General features: G+C 72.9%; 14 protein-coding genes. 6 read left to right on the plus strand and 8 right to left on the minus strand.

What is annotated here, in order from left to right:
* Positions 1-82 precede the first annotated feature (82 nt).
* The 4 genes from ABME01_RS15005 to ABME01_RS15020 all read left to right on the plus strand — a co-directional run bounded on the left by ABME01_RS15005 (position 83) and on the right by ABME01_RS15020 (position 4,268).
* Complete coding sequence (locus tag ABME01_RS15005) at positions 83-385, plus strand: hypothetical protein (RefSeq protein WP_353829230.1); 303 nt, start codon at positions 83-85, stop codon at positions 383-385.
* Between the two features lie 185 nt (positions 386-570).
* Complete coding sequence (locus ABME01_RS15010) at positions 571-2,076, plus strand: glyceraldehyde-3-phosphate dehydrogenase (RefSeq protein ID WP_353829231.1); 1,506 nt, start codon at positions 571-573, stop codon at positions 2,074-2,076.
* A 123-nt stretch (positions 2,077-2,199) separates the two neighbouring features.
* On the plus strand, positions 2,200-3,375 hold the full coding sequence (locus ABME01_RS15015; protein WP_353829232.1) for a thiolase family protein: 1,176 nt from the start codon (positions 2,200-2,202) through the stop codon (positions 3,373-3,375).
* A 104-nt stretch (positions 3,376-3,479) separates the two neighbouring features.
* Complete coding sequence (locus ABME01_RS15020; protein WP_353829233.1) at positions 3,480-4,268, plus strand: SDR family NAD(P)-dependent oxidoreductase; 789 nt, start codon at positions 3,480-3,482, stop codon at positions 4,266-4,268.
* A gap of 14 nt (positions 4,269-4,282) precedes the next feature.
* On the opposite strand, the gene ABME01_RS15025 is transcribed toward ABME01_RS15020, so the two are convergent.
* The 3 genes from ABME01_RS15025 to ABME01_RS15035 form a co-directional block, all read right to left on the minus strand.
* Positions 4,283-5,266, minus strand: a complete 984-nt coding sequence (locus tag ABME01_RS15025; RefSeq protein WP_353829234.1) for a hypothetical protein — start codon at positions 5,264-5,266, stop codon at positions 4,283-4,285.
* Entirely contained in the window at positions 5,263-5,604 is a 342-nt protein-coding gene (locus ABME01_RS15030; RefSeq protein ID WP_353829235.1) for a PadR family transcriptional regulator, read from the minus strand. The genes ABME01_RS15025 and ABME01_RS15030 overlap by 4 nt, the downstream gene beginning before the upstream one ends.
* Positions 5,605-5,669: 65 nt before the next feature.
* A complete protein-coding gene (locus ABME01_RS15035) occupies positions 5,670-7,112 on the minus strand; it encodes a helix-turn-helix domain-containing protein (RefSeq protein WP_353829236.1) in 1,443 nt (480 codons plus the stop codon).
* Between the two features lie 127 nt (positions 7,113-7,239).
* Between ABME01_RS15035 and ABME01_RS15040 the strand changes: the two genes are divergently transcribed.
* Positions 7,240-9,108 carry a phosphoenolpyruvate carboxykinase (GTP) gene (locus tag ABME01_RS15040; RefSeq protein ID WP_353829237.1) on the plus strand — a complete coding sequence of 623 codons (1,869 nt, stop codon included), beginning with the start codon at positions 7,240-7,242 and terminating at the stop codon, positions 9,106-9,108.
* A 152-nt stretch (positions 9,109-9,260) separates the two neighbouring features.
* Here the strand turns inward: ABME01_RS15040 and ABME01_RS15045 are convergent, their stop codons facing one another.
* Positions 9,261-9,773, minus strand: coding sequence for a CHRD domain-containing protein (locus ABME01_RS15045; RefSeq protein ID WP_353829238.1), 513 nt, complete (start codon positions 9,771-9,773; stop codon positions 9,261-9,263).
* A gap of 200 nt (positions 9,774-9,973) precedes the next feature.
* Between ABME01_RS15045 and ABME01_RS15050 the strand changes: the two genes are divergently transcribed.
* Positions 9,974-10,378: a DUF1622 domain-containing protein gene (locus tag ABME01_RS15050; protein WP_353829239.1), complete on the plus strand. Its 405-nt coding sequence runs from the start codon at positions 9,974-9,976 to the stop codon at positions 10,376-10,378.
* 13 nt (positions 10,379-10,391) lie between these two features.
* On the opposite strand, the gene ABME01_RS15055 is transcribed toward ABME01_RS15050, so the two are convergent.
* From ABME01_RS15055 to ABME01_RS15070, 4 genes are all read right to left on the minus strand, one after another.
* Positions 10,392-10,868, minus strand: a complete 477-nt coding sequence (locus tag ABME01_RS15055; protein ID WP_353829240.1) for a 2'-5' RNA ligase family protein — start codon at positions 10,866-10,868, stop codon at positions 10,392-10,394.
* Positions 10,869-10,931: 63 nt separating this feature from the next.
* The gene (locus ABME01_RS15060) at positions 10,932-11,720 is read right to left on the minus strand and encodes a hypothetical protein (protein WP_353829241.1); all 789 of its coding nucleotides are present in this window, start codon (positions 11,718-11,720) and stop codon (positions 10,932-10,934) included.
* A gap of 168 nt (positions 11,721-11,888) precedes the next feature.
* A complete protein-coding gene (locus ABME01_RS15065; RefSeq protein WP_353829242.1) occupies positions 11,889-13,910 on the minus strand; it encodes an ABC transporter ATP-binding protein in 2,022 nt (673 codons plus the stop codon).
* 140 nt (positions 13,911-14,050) lie between these two features.
* The coding region (locus ABME01_RS15070; RefSeq protein WP_353829244.1) for a PfkB family carbohydrate kinase at positions 14,051-14,213 on the minus strand (163 nt) is incomplete at its 5' end.

Here is a 14,213-nt window from a genome sequence, read left to right on the forward strand (position 1 = left end):
GGGGATCGCGGCGCCTGGACGGAGCGAGTATAGCCCGCCCCGACGGCGTCATCCTCGACGGGCATGCGGCAGGATGGCTCGGGTGAAGACGATCCAGCTGCGCCGGTACACGCTCGTCGAGGGGGAGTACGACGCCTTCCTCGCCTGGTGGAGCGAGTGGATGCCGCGCGTGCGACCCGAGGCCGGGTTCACGATCGAGTTCGCCTACGGGCTGCGTGAGGCGAACCAGTTCGTCTGGGCCGTGAGCGCGCCGGGCGACGCGGAGGCCTTCGCCGAGCTCGAGGCCGCCTACGTCGCCTCCGACGCCCGGGCCGAGGCGTTCGACGGCGTGCCCCAGCGCATCGCGATCTACGACATCGCGCTCGTGGACGACCTCGCCGCCTGACACGCGGCTCGACGTCGCGGCCTGCGCACACCGCGTCACGCGACGCCGTGTACAGGGGCCATCCACCTCGGCCGGCGATATCATCGGGGCATCCCCTTGGACACCCCCGTGGTCGACGCTGCCCACCCGCGCGCGTGACCCGAACCAGGCCGACGTGGTCCGCCCCGCGGCTGAGAGGAAGAGTCGTGAGCCACGAGTTCGACGCCCGCCGTGAGGACTGGATCGCCCGAGAGGAGCTCGCCGAGCGCATGATCCCGCTCATCGGCGGGCTGTACCGCCGGCACGGGGTCGTGACCTCGATCCACGGCCGGCGGCTCATCAACCGCTCCGCCGTCGAGCTGCTGAAGGCGCACCGCTTCGCGCGCCAGGCCGGCGACGTCGAGCTCGACCTCGAGGACACCATGCGCGTGCTCGAGGCGCTCGCCGAGATCGCCCCCGGCCCGGCGTCGATCGACGTCGCGCGCCTCGTCTCCCGCTTCCACGCGGCGCCCGAGGGCACCGACCTCGTCGACTTCCTGCGCGCCGAGCTCGCGCCCGTCCTCGTCGACGCCGGCGAGCCCGCCGCAGAGGGCACCGACGTCGTCCTCTACGGCTTCGGCCGCATCGGCCGCCTCCTCGCGCGCATCCTCATCGCCCACGCGGGCGGCGGGCAGGGCCTGCGCCTGCGCGCCATCGTCGTCCGGAAGGGCAGCGAGAACGACCTCGCCAAGCGCGCCAGCCTCCTCCGCCGCGACTCCGTGCACGGCCCCTTCCAGGGCACGATCACGATCGACGAGGAGGCCGGCACCATCCTCGCCAACGGCACCCTGATCCAGGTCATCTACTCGGACGACCCGGGCACCATCGACTACACCGCCTACGGCATCCGGGACGCGATCGTCGTGGACAACACCGGCCGCTGGCGTGACGAGGCCGGCCTCAGCCGCCACCTCGAGTCCACCGGCGTCGACCGCGTGCTGCTCACCGCCCCGGGCAAGGGCGCGATCAAGAACATCGTGCACGGCATCAACCACGGCGACATCGAGGCGGGCGACCGCATCCTCTCGGCCGCGTCGTGCACCACGAACGCGATCACGCCCGTGCTCGCGGCGATCGACGAGGCCTACGGCGTCTCCCGCGGCCACGTCGAGACCGTGCACTCCTTCACGAACGACCAGAACCTCATCGACAACTTCCACAAGGGCGACCGTCGCGGCCGCTCCGCGGTGCTCAACATGGTCATCGCCGAGACCGGCGCCGCGAAGGCGGTGTCGAAGGCCCTCCCGCAGCTCGAGGGCAAGCTCACCGGCAGCGCCATCCGCGTGCCCACGCCCGACGTGAGCCTCGCCATCCTGAACCTCCAGCTCGAGCGCCCGACCGACAAGGCGACGCTGAACGCCTACCTGCGCAAGGTCTCGCTCACCTCGCCGCTGCGTCAGCAGGTCGACTACATCGAGTCGGCCGAGGTCGTCTCGACGGACTTCGTCGGCAACCACCGCGCCGGCATCGTCGACGGCCTGGCCACGATCGCCGACGGCACCGACGTCGTGCTCTACGTCTGGTACGACAACGAGTACGGCTACTCGTGCCAGGTCGTGCGCGTCATCGAGGCGATGGCCGGCACGCACCCGCTCGTGCTGCCCGAGCGCGAGCCCGTGCGCATCGAGCAGGTCGCCCCGGCGGCCGTGCCCGAGGTCGCCGAGGTCGGCTGACCGCCCGTCATCCTGCGCACGGCCGGCCCGCGGCGATCCGACTCGACCGACGGATGCCGCGGGCCGGCCGCTCGCATTCCACCGCCGTGCCGTCGGCCGCGCGCGCGGACCTAGGCTGGGGGCATGAGCACCGAAGCCGTCATCGTCGACGTCGTCCGCACCCCCGTCGGGCGGGGCAAGCCCGGGGGCATGCTGAGCGCGGTCCATCCCGTGGACCTGCTGGCCGGCGTGCTCACCGCGATCGTCGACCGCAACGACCTCGACCCCGCCATCATCGACGACGTGATCGGCGGATGCGTCAGCCAGATCGGCGAGCAGTCGTACAACGTCACCCGCAACGCCGTGCTCGCGGCCGGGTTCCCCGAGCACGTGCCCGGCACCAGCATCGACCGGCAGTGCGGCTCGAGCCAGCAGGCCGCGACCTTCGCCGCCCAGGCGATCCTCGCCGGGCAGGCCGACATCATCGTCGCGTGCGGGGTCGAGTCGATGAGCCGCGTGCCGCTCGGTTCGAGCGCCGCCGGCGCCGACCCGTTCGGCACGCGCGTGCACGCCAGGTACCCGGAGGGACTGGTCAGCCAGGGCGTCTCCGCCGAGCTCATCGCGCAGAAGTGGGGCTTCTCGCGTGACGAGCTCGACACGTTCGCGACGCGTTCCCACGCCCTCGCGACGGCGGCTGGGGAGTCGGGCGCCTTCGCGACCGAGCTCGTGCCGGTCGCGGGCGTCGACCGACTGGTCGACGAGACCGTGCGGCCGGGCACCTCGGTCGAGTCGCTCGCGGGCCTGAACCCGGCGTTCCGCACCGACCGCCTGGCGGAACGCTTCCCCGACGTCGAGTGGCGGGTCACGCCCGGCAACTCGTCGCCGCTGTCCGACGGCGCCTCGGCCGCGCTGATCATGAGCGCCGATGCCGCCGAGAAGCTCGGACTCGAGCCGCGCGCCAGGTTCCGCGCGTTCACCGTGGTCGGCAGCGACCCGCTCTTCATGCTCACCGGGGTCATCCCGGCGACCGCGAAGGTGCTCGAACGTGCCGGGCTCGCGCACGACGACATCGACGCCTACGAGGTGAACGAGGCGTTCGCCTCCGTCCCGCTCGCGTGGCTCGCCGAGACCGGCGCCGACCCCGAGAAGATGAACCCGCGCGGCGGCGCGATCGCGCTCGGGCACGCGCTCGGGTCGAGCGGCACCCGGCTGCTCACGACGCTCGTGAACCACCTCGAGGCGACCGGCGGGCGGTACGGCCTGCAGACGATGTGCGAGGGCGGCGGCATGGCGAACGCCTACGTCGTCGAGCGCGTCTGACGAGTCCCGGCCGCGTGCCGGGTCGGCGCGCGCGACGCCGCCGTGGATGCCGCGGTGCCGCACGCCAACCGAACCGAACCGAACGGACCGAAGGAAGGAACCACATGGAACTCAGCGCAGCATCGGCGATCGTCACCGGAGGCGCGTCCGGGCTGGGGCGGGCGACGGCGCAGGCCCTCGCCGAGGGCGGCGCGCAGGTCGTGCTCGTCGACCTGCCCGGCCCGCGCGGCGAGCAGGCGGCGGCCGAGCTCGGCGACCAGGCGCGGTTCGTGCCGGCCGACGTCGCCGACGAGGCGCAGGTCGCCGAGGCGGTCGCCGCGGCGTCCGCCCTCGCCCCGCTGCGGGTCGCGGTGAACTGCGCGGGGATCGTGACGGCGAACCGCACGGTCGGCCGTGAGGGCCCGGCCCCGCTCGACGCGTTCGAGCGCACCATCCGGGTGAACCTCATCGGCACGTTCAACGTGCTCCGGCTCGCCGCGGCCGCGATGGCGTCGACCGAGCCGGTCTCCGCCGGCGTGGCCGGCGGCCCGGCGACCCTCGAGCGCGGGGTCATCGTGAACACCGCGTCCGTCGCAGCCTTCGACGGGCAGGTCGGCCAGGCGGCCTACTCGGCGTCGAAGGCGGGGGTGGCCGGCATGACCCTGCCGATCGCGCGCGACCTGTCCAAGCTCCTGATCCGCGTCGTGACGATCGCACCCGGCATCTTCGAGACGCCGATGATGGCCGGCATGCCCGACGACGTGCGCGCCTCGCTCGAGCAGCAGGTGCCGCATCCGTCGCGCCTCGGGCACCCCGCGGAGTACGCCGCGCTCGTCCGGTCGATCATCGGGAACCCGATGCTGAACGGCGAGACGATCCGTCTCGACGGCGCGATCCGCATGCAGCCGAAGTAGGCGCCGCGCGACGCTCAGAGGCGGCCGATCGCGAGCGCGGAACCGCCGCGCCCCTTCACGGTCTTGACCACGCCGTCGATGACGTCCCACACCGCGATCGCGACGAACACGATGACGATGATCGTCGTGACCGTGTCTCCGGCGTCGCCCCACGGCCAGCCGATCTCGGCGAGGTACTCGGGGTTCACCAGCCGGCCGGTTGCGAAGAGCCAGAGCGCCGGCACCGCGAACGCGAGGTTCAGCAGCAGGTTCGCGAAGGCGAGCCACCAGTTCCAGCCCCAGGCGTAGATCGCGACGGCGAAGAGCACCTCGAGCGCGAGCACCACGAGGAACCAGGGGATCCAGAACGACCAGAGGTCGGGGTCCAGGAAGGGGATCGGGTCGCCCGCGGCGTCGACGAACGGCGACGCCGTCTGCTGCGAGACGATGAGGCCGGCGAAGATCGCGAGGAACACGGCCGAGGCGATGAGGTCGCCGAGGCGACCGGCTCGGGCCTGGTCCCGCACCTGCGGCAGGTGGTCGGGATTCCACGTCGGCGCGGGCGCCGGTCGTGGCGAGCGCTCGACCAGGGCGAAGACGAGCGTCGGCCAGAAGGCGAGCTGGATGGCGAGCGGGACGGCGGTGCCCAGCACGCTCGCGAGGATCTGCCCGACGTCGGCGCCCGCGAGTGCCTGCGCGAGGACGATCGCGGCCAGCGCGATCGGCAGCACGATCGCGAACAGCATGGTCACGAGCCGCTTCCAGGCGAGGTAGTAGCGGGGGCCGATGAGCTGGAGCGGGCGGTCGACGTAGCCGGCCGCGAGCGCGGCCGGGTCGCCGAGCTCGACGAGCGCGGCGTGCTCGGCGTCGGCGTGCTCGGCGCCGGCGGCATGGCGCGCGTCGATGTCGTCGCCGATGCGTTCGCGCAGCTCGCGCGCGAACTCCTCGCGCTGCGACTCCGGGATCGTGCGGGCGGCGGCCCAGACGTAGCGGTCGGTGAGGGTGGGCGTCGTGGTCATCGTTCGTCTCCCGAGGTGAGCCGGGCGAGGGCCCGGTCGATGTTCTTCCAGTCGGCGGTGAGGACGCCGGCGAGCTCGTCGCCGGCCGGACTCGTTCGGTAGAACTTGCGCGGCCGCGCCTCGTCGGTGTTCCAGGTGCTCGTGAGCAGCCCCTGCTTCTCGAGGCGTCGCAGGAGGGGGTAGAGCGTGTTCGCGTCGACGGTGATGCCGATCCGGTTGAGCGCCTCGAGCAGGGCGTAGCCGTAGTCGGGCTCGCGCAGCCGCACGAGGCAGCCCAGCACGACCGTGCCGCGCCGCAGTTCCTGCAGGTGGCCCGCCGTCGTGTCATCCGTGCCCATGCATCGCACTGTACTGTGCGTCACACATTATTGCAATGGCCCCCGACCGACGAGGAGCCGTCGCCCTACTCGCCGGCGTGGGCCTCGAGGAACTCGTAGACCTCGGCGTCGTCCACACCGGGGAAGGTTCCCGACGGCAGTGGCGAGAGCACGTGCGCGTGCAGCCGCGCGCTCGGCCAGGCCAGGCCCGACCATCGCTCGGCGAGCCCGTCCGGCGCCCGGCGGCAGCACGACTCGTCCGGGCAGCGCGACTCCGATCGCACCGACGTCTCGCGCCCCCGGAACCACTTCGCCTGGTTGAACGGCACCCCGACCGTGATCGAGAACTCCGTGGCATCCGTCCGGCCGGTCTGCGTGGCGCACCAGAACGTGCCCACGGGCGTGTCGGTGTACTGGTAGTTCTCGGTCGTGCGGTTCGTCTGCTCGAACGCCGTGCGCGCGCTCCACTTCTTGCAGACCCACTGGCCCTCGATGGATCCCGTCACGTCCTTCGGCAGCGGCAGCTCGTCGTTCTCGTAGCCCTTGAGCAGCGCGCCGTCGCCGTTCACGCGGAGGAAGTGCACCGTCATGTCGAGCTGGCTCGTCGCGAGGTTCGTGAAGCGCAGCGCCGCCGCCTCGTGCGTGACGCCGAACGCATCGCGGAAGTCCTCGATGGCGAGGCGCTTGTCCTTCTTGGCGTCCTGGAGGAAGGCGACGGATGCCTCCTGCGGCATGAGGCACGCGGCGGCGAAGTAGTTGATCTCGAGCCGCTGCCAGAGGAACTCGACGTAGCTCGCGGGGGGCTCGTGCCCGAGGAGGCGGTGCGCCATCGCCTGGAGGGCCATCGAGCGGAGGCCGTGCCCGCCCGGGATCGACGCCGGGGGCAGGTAGATCCGCCCGTTCGCGAGGTCGGTGATCGAGCGGGTCGAATCGGGGAGGTCGCTGACGTAGATGAGCTGGAACCCCAGGCGCTCGGCCATCACGCTGACCTCGCGATGGGTCAGGGCGCCCTGGCGGTGGCCGGAGGCGCGGACCTGCTCCTCGGCCAGCTGCTCGATCTCCGGGAGGTAGTTGCTGCGGGCGCGCATGCGCTCGCGCAGCTCCGTGTTGGCGCGGCGCGCCTCCTCGGGTGTCGCGATCGCCTCGCTCGCCCGGCGCTGCAGTTCGTGGTGCAGGCCGACGATCGCCTCGAGCGACTCGTCGCCCATCCCGCGCGTGGGCTTGATGCTCGGCAGGCCGAGGGCGGCGTACAGCGGGCTCGCCTGGGCCCGGCCGAGCTCGAGCTCGAGTGCGGCGCGTCGGCTCGGGGCCTCGCGCGCGAGCAGGTCGGAGAGGTCGACGTCGAGTGCCGCGGCGATGGCGTCGAGCGTCGAGAGCTTCGGCTCGCGCCGGCCGTTCTCGATGAGCGAGAGCTGGCTGCCGGCGAGCCCCACGCGATCGCCGAGCTGGTCGAGCGTGAGGCCGAGCTCCGTCCGGAAGTGGCGGATGCGGTGGCCGAGGGTCGCGAGGTCGGGGCTGCCGAGCTTCATGGCTTCAGAATATCGAAAGATCGCCCATTCTTAACGCTCGGATCGGCCGCATGGTCGTCAGGTCTTCACTCAGACTGGAATCACGCCACCGGATCACGGTGCCGGTCGACTCCACGAAAGGAAGACGATGACCATCTCCGACTTCTCGGTCAACGCCTCCGGACCCGCCGCGGACGCGGTGGACCGCCCCCGCGGAACCACCGACCCCGCGCTGCGCGCCTGGGTCGCCGAAGTGGCCGCGCTGACCCAGCCCGACGAGATCGTCTGGTGCGACGGCTCCCAGCACGAGGCCGACGTCCTCACCCGTCAACTGCTCGCCGAGGGCAAGCTCATCAAGCTGAACCCCGAGTGGCGTCCCAACAGCTACCTCGCCCGCACCGACCCGTCGGACGTCGCGCGCGTCGAGGACCGCACCTTCATCTGCTCCACGTACGAGGAGGATGCGGGGCCCACCAACAACTGGCGCGATCCGCACGCGATGCGCGAGGAGCTCGACGGCGTGTTCGCCGGCTCGATGAAGGGACGCACGATGTACGTCGTGCCGTTCTCGATGGGTCCGCTCGGCGGCGAGATCAGCCAGCTGGGCGTCGAGATCACCGACTCCCCGTACGTCGTGCTCTCGATGGGCATCATGACGCGCATGGGCGAGCAGGTGTACCGCCTCATCGAGACGGGCGAGCCGTGGGTGCGCACCGTGCACTCGCTCGGCTACCCGCTCGTCGACGGGGTCGGACACCGTCGCGACGACGTCGAATGGCCCTGCAACGAGACCAAGTACATCGTCCAGTTCCCCGACTCGCGCGAGATCTGGTCGTACGGCTCCGGCTACGGCGGCAACGCCCTGCTCGCCAAGAAGGCGTTCGCGCTGCGCATCGCGAGCGTCATGGCCCGCGACGAGGGCTGGCTCGCCGAGCACATGCTGCTCATCAAGGTCACCTCGCCCGAGGGCAGGGTCTACCACGTCGCCGCCGCGTTCCCGTCGGCGTGCGGCAAGACCAACCTCGCCATGCTGCGCCCGACCATCCCGGGCTGGAAGGTCGAGACCCTCGGCGACGACATCACCTGGATGCGTCCCGGCGCCGACGGCCGGCTCTACGCGATCAACCCCGAGGCCGGCTTCTTCGGCGTCGCGCCCGGGACGGGCGAGTCGACGAACCCGACCGCGGTGCAGACGCTCTGGGGCAACACGATCTTCACGAACGTCGCGCTCCGGCCCGACGGCGACGTGTGGTGGGAGGGGCTGACCGACACCCCGCCGGCCGAGCTCACCGACTGGCAGGGCGAGCACTGGACGCCGGCCTCCGGTCGTCCGGCCGCGCACCCGAACTCCCGCTTCACGGTCTCCGCGGCCCAGTGCCCGTCGATCTCCGACGACTGGGACGCCCACGACGGCGTGCCCGTCGACGCCATCCTCTTCGGCGGTCGCCGGGCGACGAACGTCCCGCTCGTCGCCGAGGCCCGCTCGTGGAAGCACGGCGTGTTCATGGGCGCGACGATCTCGTCCGAGCAGACCGCCGCCGCCGAGGGCACCGTCGGCGAGCTCCGCCGCGACCCGTTCGCGATGCTCCCGTTCTGCGGCTACAACATGGCCGACTACTGGGGTCACTGGGTCAAGATGGGCCGCGTGCTCGGAGACCGGGCGCCGAAGATCTTCCAGGTCAACTGGTTCCGCAAGGGCCACGACGGCACGTTCCTCTGGCCCGGGTTCGGTGAGAACTCGCGCGTGATCGAGTGGATCGTCGGCCGACTCGAGGGCACGGCCGAGGCCGAGGCCTCCCCGATCGGGCTGCTCCCGGCCGAGGGTGCGCTCGACCTCGACGGCATCGAGATCTCGGACGACGCGCTCGAGCAGCTCTTCGAGGTCGACCCCTCGACGTGGCTGGCGGAGTGCGAGCTCACCGAGGAGTACTTCGCGAAGTTCGGCGACCGCGTGCCGGCGGCGCTCCGCGCCGAGCTCGCAAGCCTCCGCTACCACCTGAACCAGCAGGTGTCGTAGCGATCCGACCGCCGGTCGTCGCCCAGGGGTGGGTGACGACCGGCGTTCGCGCGCCGGGGGCGCGCAACGGGGACGGATGCCGCGGGCGGCGGTCGCACGGGAAGGCGACCGCGTCCGCGGCATCCGCATGCCTCGGTCCGCACCCGGGGCGGTCAGCCGATCTGGCCGCGGATCTCACCGCTGGCGAGGTCGCCGGGGCCGGTGTTGGGCTCGCCGACGCCGTCGTTGGTGTGCACGTTGACGTAGGCTCCGCCGGACTCGATCGCCTCCACCAGCGCGCTCAGCGGCTCGCCGGCGAGCATCCCGATGAGGTCGTCGGCGGTGATCGTGCCGGTCGCCAGCACCCCGCTCGTGCGCCCGGAGCCCGGCACCGCCGGGCCGTAGAGGAAGGTCACGACCGGACCGTTGGCGCCCGCGGACTCCAGGTGGATGTGCGACGCGATCGGATTCTCGAGATTGGCGACGATCAGCCGGTACTCCAGTTCGCTGCCGTCGGCGGAGAGCCGGAACACCGCCGTTCCGCGGGCGATCGAGGCGTTCGCGGGGACTTCGTTCGCGGCGCTCAGCTGCGCCGTGTAGGTGCTGCCGGCGGCCTGTGCGGCGACCGGGGCGAGCGACGCGGCGACCGCGAGCGCTGCGGCGGAGACGATCGGGATGAGACGCATGGTGGACCTCCGGATCTGCTGTCCAGCCCGTGGGGGCTGCGCCTGACCGCCTCGTCAGGCGTCAGCCGGATTCTCCTCCGGGCGCGCCGATGCCGTCAGCCCCCGTTGCAGGGCCGCGGCGTCGGTCGGTCCCGCGCCACGCGCGTCGCGATCCGGTGGTGCCCGCCGGCCCCGGACTACCGTGGGCGCCGGGAGGCGACATGGACTTCGGGCCCTTCATCACCGGTGCCGGCGAGGTGATCGACGTGCTCGGGGTGATCGCGATCGTGGTCGGCGTCCTCGTGGCGTCGGTCGATGCCGCGGTGCGCCGCCTGCGACGGGCGGGACCCGTCTACGCACGGTTCCGCCGCGTGCTCGGCCGGGGCATCCTGATCGGCCTCGAACTGCTCGTCGCCGCCGACATCATCCGCACCGTCGCCGTCGAGCCGACGCTCGAGTCGGTGGGCGTGCTCGCGCTCATCGTCCTCATCCGCACGTTCCTCAGCTGGTCGCTCGAAGTCGAGATCTCCGGGCGCTGGCCGTGGCGCAAGGGCGCGGACGGCGGCGCCGTCGCGGCCGAGACCGGTACGGCCGTGGTCGGCGCCGGACGCCCCGGGCCCGCCTGATCCGCCGGCCGGCTCAGCCGTCGTCGCGGAGGTGCCAGGTCGCGGCGACCGAACGATGTGCGCGCCCCTCGGGCGGGCGGAGGTCGACGAGCGCGACCTGGTCGAGGCGGACGGTGCGGCCGGGCGGCACCGAACCGTGCACCCCGTCGGTGACGTGGGGCCGGAAGTCCAGTCGCGCGCGGGCGACGTCGACGTCGGCCTCCCGGAGGGCCCGGAGGAGGAGCGTGCGCATGGCGCCCAGGGGGCCGTCGTCGCGCAGCAGCGTGACCGGCACGTCGTGGCGGCGGCCGAACCGCGCGCGATCCACCGCACGGGCATCGATCGAGCCGCGACCCCGGAGCACCGGCCCGATGAGCTCCGCGATCGCCGCGGCGGCGAGCGGCGTCTCGAACGGCTCGACCACGGTCACGTGCAGCGGCCACGCCGAGACGGGGAAGCGGTCACCGGTCGCGAGCGGCTCGATCGGCAGCACCACGGCGAAGCGTCCCATGCGGCGAGCGTACGCCGCCGCGCCGCGCGCGAGGTCGCCGCGGTGCGGCCGTGCGCCCCGGCCTCAGCCGCCGAAGAGCTCCAGCAGCGCGTCCGGCGCGAAGCGCACCTCGATCGACCCCGTCGGACCGCTTCCGGGTGCTCCGGCCCACAGGCTCGACCCCTCGTGCAGCCGCATCCACCCGTCGCGGAACACGACGTCGGCGCCCAGCACGATGCCGACGACCGGCGACATCCCGGCGCGCACGGCGACCGAGCCCTCGAACTCGTGCTCGGCGCGCGCGTCGACGTCCTCGCCGGCGGCGACCCCGACGAGCGGGCGCACGACCGGGACGATGAACTCCGGGGCGTCGAAGGGGCCGGCCGCGCCGACGTCGGGGGAGACCCCGACATGCACGCGGGTCGAGGCGAGCGCGGTGTCGGCGCGGCCGTCGAGCACGAGGCGGCCGCCTGCGCGGAACCGGTAGAAGAGCCGGCCGTCGGCCGGGGCCGGCGGCAGCACGGCCGCCGTGGCCCAGTCGCGGGTCCAGGCGAGGGCCTCTCCGCCACGGCTCGGCGGGTCGTACAGGCTCGCCGAGAGGCGCACGGATCCGTCTGCGCGCGTCGGCGCGGCGCGGAGCGAACTGTGCCGTTCACCGGCCGGGGCGACCGAGCGCGCCGGCTCGAAGGCGGGCAGTCGCTGCGTGTCCCATTCGCGGACCCAGGCCTGGATGCGCGCGCGGAGCGCGTCGAAGTCGGGGCCCGGCGGCGGCGCGTCGATCGAGTCGTGGTCCGGCGCACCGAGTACGCCGGCGAGGTCGCGCAGGGGAGTCGCGCCGCGGGTGCGGCTCCTGGGGGTGTCGAGCATGGTCATGGTGATCCTCCGTCGGGATGGTGCGCCCGCCGGACGGCGTGGTGCGCACGATGGAGGTGACGCTACGAACGGCCGGCACCCGCGGCATCCGCGCCCGCACCGACCGCGCGTCGGGGCGCGCCCTGACCACCGCACCGCGGAGCGGCGCTCCGCTCCCACCAGGGCGGGTCAGACCAGCAGCTGGTGCTCCGCGAGCTCGCGGTACAGCGGCACCGTCTCCACGAGCTGCCCGTGCGTGCCCTCGCCGATCACGCGGCCCTCATCGAGCACGACGATCCGGTCGGAGTCGACGACGGTCGAGAGCCGGTGCGCGATCACGATGAGCGTGCGGCCGGCGGCCACCGCGTCGATGGCCTCCCGCATCATCCGCTCGTTCACGCCGTCCAGTGAGGAGGTCGACTCGTCGAGCAGCAGGATCGGCGGCGCCGCGAGGAGAGCGCGGGCGATCGCGAGGCGCTGGCGCTCACCGCCCGAGAGCATGATGCCGTTCTCGCCGACCTGGGCGTCGAGCCCCGCGGGGTCGCGCTCGAGCACCGACCCGAGGTTGACCGCCTGGAGCACGTGCACGCACTCGGCGTCGGTCGCGTCCGGGCTGCCGAGGCGCAGGTTGTCGCGGATCGTTCCCGCGAGCACCGGCGCGTCCTGCTCGACGTAGCCCACCTGGGCGCGCAGCTCGACGCGGTCGAGCGAGCGCAGGTCGAGCCCGCCCATGCGGACGCTGCCGACGCTCGGGTCGTAGAAGCGCTCGATGAGCGAGAGGATCGTCGACTTGCCCGCGCCGGAGGGACCGACGAGCGCGATGCGCTGCCCGCGGGGGACGCGGAACGAGACGCCGCGGAGGACGGGTCCACGATCGCGTGCGACGGCCGGCGCGGTGGCGTCCCGCTCGCCGTCCACGTCGCCCTCCGTCGCGTCGACGGGTCGGGCGGGCGCATAGGCGAAGTGCACGTCGTCGAACTCGATCGCGGGCGCCTGCGGGAGCAGTCCCTCGTTGGCGGGACCGACCATCACGGCCCGTGCGGCGAGCTCGCGGTCGCGGGCGTCCTCGTCGGGGAGGTCGAGGATCTCCTGGATGCGGCCGAGTGCGCCGAGCGCCTGGTTCACCGAGGTCACGGCGCCGAACGCCTGCCCGAGCGGCAGGATCATCAGGAACAGGAACAGGATGAACGCCACGAGGTTCGCGATGGTGATCGCGCCCGACGCGACGCGGAACCCGCCGACGCCGAGCACGACGAGGAACGAGACCTGCATCGCGATGCCCGCGATGGGCACGATCAGGGCCGAGATGCGGGCGACCTTGACGCCCATCGACCACGCGCCCTCGGCCTCGCGCTCGACGTCGCGGACCTCGCGCTCCGTGGCGCCCGCGGCTCGGATGGTGCGCACCGACGTGATGGCCCGCTCGACCGACGCCGCGACGTCGCCGACCTTGGCCTGGGCGGCATGCGAGGCGTCGCGGACGCGCGAGGACAGCAGGGTCACGACGGTGATCGCGACGGTGATGACCAGCACCGTGAGCCCGAGCAGCACCGGGTCGAGGATCAGCATGGCGATCAGCGCGCCGATGAACGTGACGCTGCCGCCGATGGCCTCGACGAGGCCCTGGGTGAGCACCGCGCGAAGCATGGTCGTGTCGCTGCCGACGCGCGACACGAGGTCGCCCGTGCGGCGCGCGTCGAACTCGCTGATGGGCAGGTGCAGGATCTTCGCGATGAGCCGTCGGCGGCTCGAGAGCACGACGCCCTCGCCCGTCCGCTGCAGCAGGTAGTGCTGGTAGCCGGTGATGATCGCGCTGACGACGACGAGCGCGATGAGGGCCCAGACGAGGCCGTTGAGCGGGTCCTCCGCCTCGACCAGCGTGATGACCCGACTGACGAGCAGGGGCTGGGCGAGCGTGGCCAGCGCGCCCACGATCGAGAGCACGACGACGAGCGCGAGCACGGGGCGGTGCTCGAAGATGAACGGCAGCAGCTGCCGGAACGTCGCGCGCGGGCCGACCGGCGTCTCACCGCGTCGGCCGAACGGGCTGCGGCGCGCCGGGCGGTCGTGGTCGGCGGAGCCGTGGTCGCGAGCGGGGGCGTCGGGGCGCGGGGTGGTCGGGATGCCGCCGGTGCGGGCGGCGCGCTCGGCCGCTCGCTCGGCGGCACGTGCGGCGGCGCGGGGGCCGGGCGTGGTCTGGGTGTCGCTCATGTCGTCTTCCTGTCGCAGCGCGCGCAGCGGCGTCATCCGTCGCCGGAGTTCGCGGGCCGCCTTGCAGCATACGTGGATGCGCTGGGAGTTCGGGCACGCGCGGTGCGGCTGTGGACGGCGCCTCGTACCGCGCCACCGGCTCAACCGCGGGTGCCGACGTCTCCGCCCGGCGAGGAGATGACGGATGCCGCGAGGGCGTGCCCCGCGACGCAGGCCGCCGTGGCATCCGCCCCGCCGATCCTGGCCGCGAGCCAACCCGCCGCGAACGCGTCGCCCGCACCGGTGAGGTCGCGGACCCCCGCG

Origin of the sequence: Agromyces litoreus, assembly GCF_040496015.1 — a bacterium.
Classification (GTDB): domain Bacteria; phylum Actinomycetota; class Actinomycetes; order Actinomycetales; family Microbacteriaceae; genus Agromyces; species Agromyces litoreus.

Bases quoted from the DNA above. Each gene is read 5' to 3' on its own strand.
- ABME01_RS15050 (WP_353829239.1), top strand. From the start codon at position 9,974: ATGGACTTCGGGCCCTTCATCACCGGTGCCGGCGAGGTGATCGACGTG.
- ABME01_RS15025 (WP_353829234.1), bottom strand. From the start codon at position 5,266: ATGACCACGACGCCCACCCTCACCGACCGCTACGTCTGGGCCGCCGCC.
- ABME01_RS15020 (WP_353829233.1), top strand. From the start codon at position 3,480: ATGGAACTCAGCGCAGCATCGGCGATCGTCACCGGAGGCGCGTCCGGG.
- ABME01_RS15060 (WP_353829241.1), bottom strand. From the start codon at position 11,720: ATGACCATGCTCGACACCCCCAGGAGCCGCACCCGCGGCGCGACTCCC.
- ABME01_RS15055 (WP_353829240.1), bottom strand. From the start codon at position 10,868: ATGGGACGCTTCGCCGTGGTGCTGCCGATCGAGCCGCTCGCGACCGGT.
- ABME01_RS15040 (WP_353829237.1), top strand. From the start codon at position 7,240: ATGACCATCTCCGACTTCTCGGTCAACGCCTCCGGACCCGCCGCGGAC.
- ABME01_RS15030 (WP_353829235.1), bottom strand. From the start codon at position 5,604: ATGGGCACGGATGACACGACGGCGGGCCACCTGCAGGAACTGCGGCGC.
- ABME01_RS15015 (WP_353829232.1), top strand. From the start codon at position 2,200: ATGAGCACCGAAGCCGTCATCGTCGACGTCGTCCGCACCCCCGTCGGG.
- ABME01_RS15045 (WP_353829238.1), bottom strand. From the start codon at position 9,773: ATGCGTCTCATCCCGATCGTCTCCGCCGCAGCGCTCGCGGTCGCCGCG.
- ABME01_RS15035 (WP_353829236.1), bottom strand. From the start codon at position 7,112: ATGAAGCTCGGCAGCCCCGACCTCGCGACCCTCGGCCACCGCATCCGC.
- ABME01_RS15065 (WP_353829242.1), bottom strand. From the start codon at position 13,910: ATGAGCGACACCCAGACCACGCCCGGCCCCCGCGCCGCCGCACGTGCC.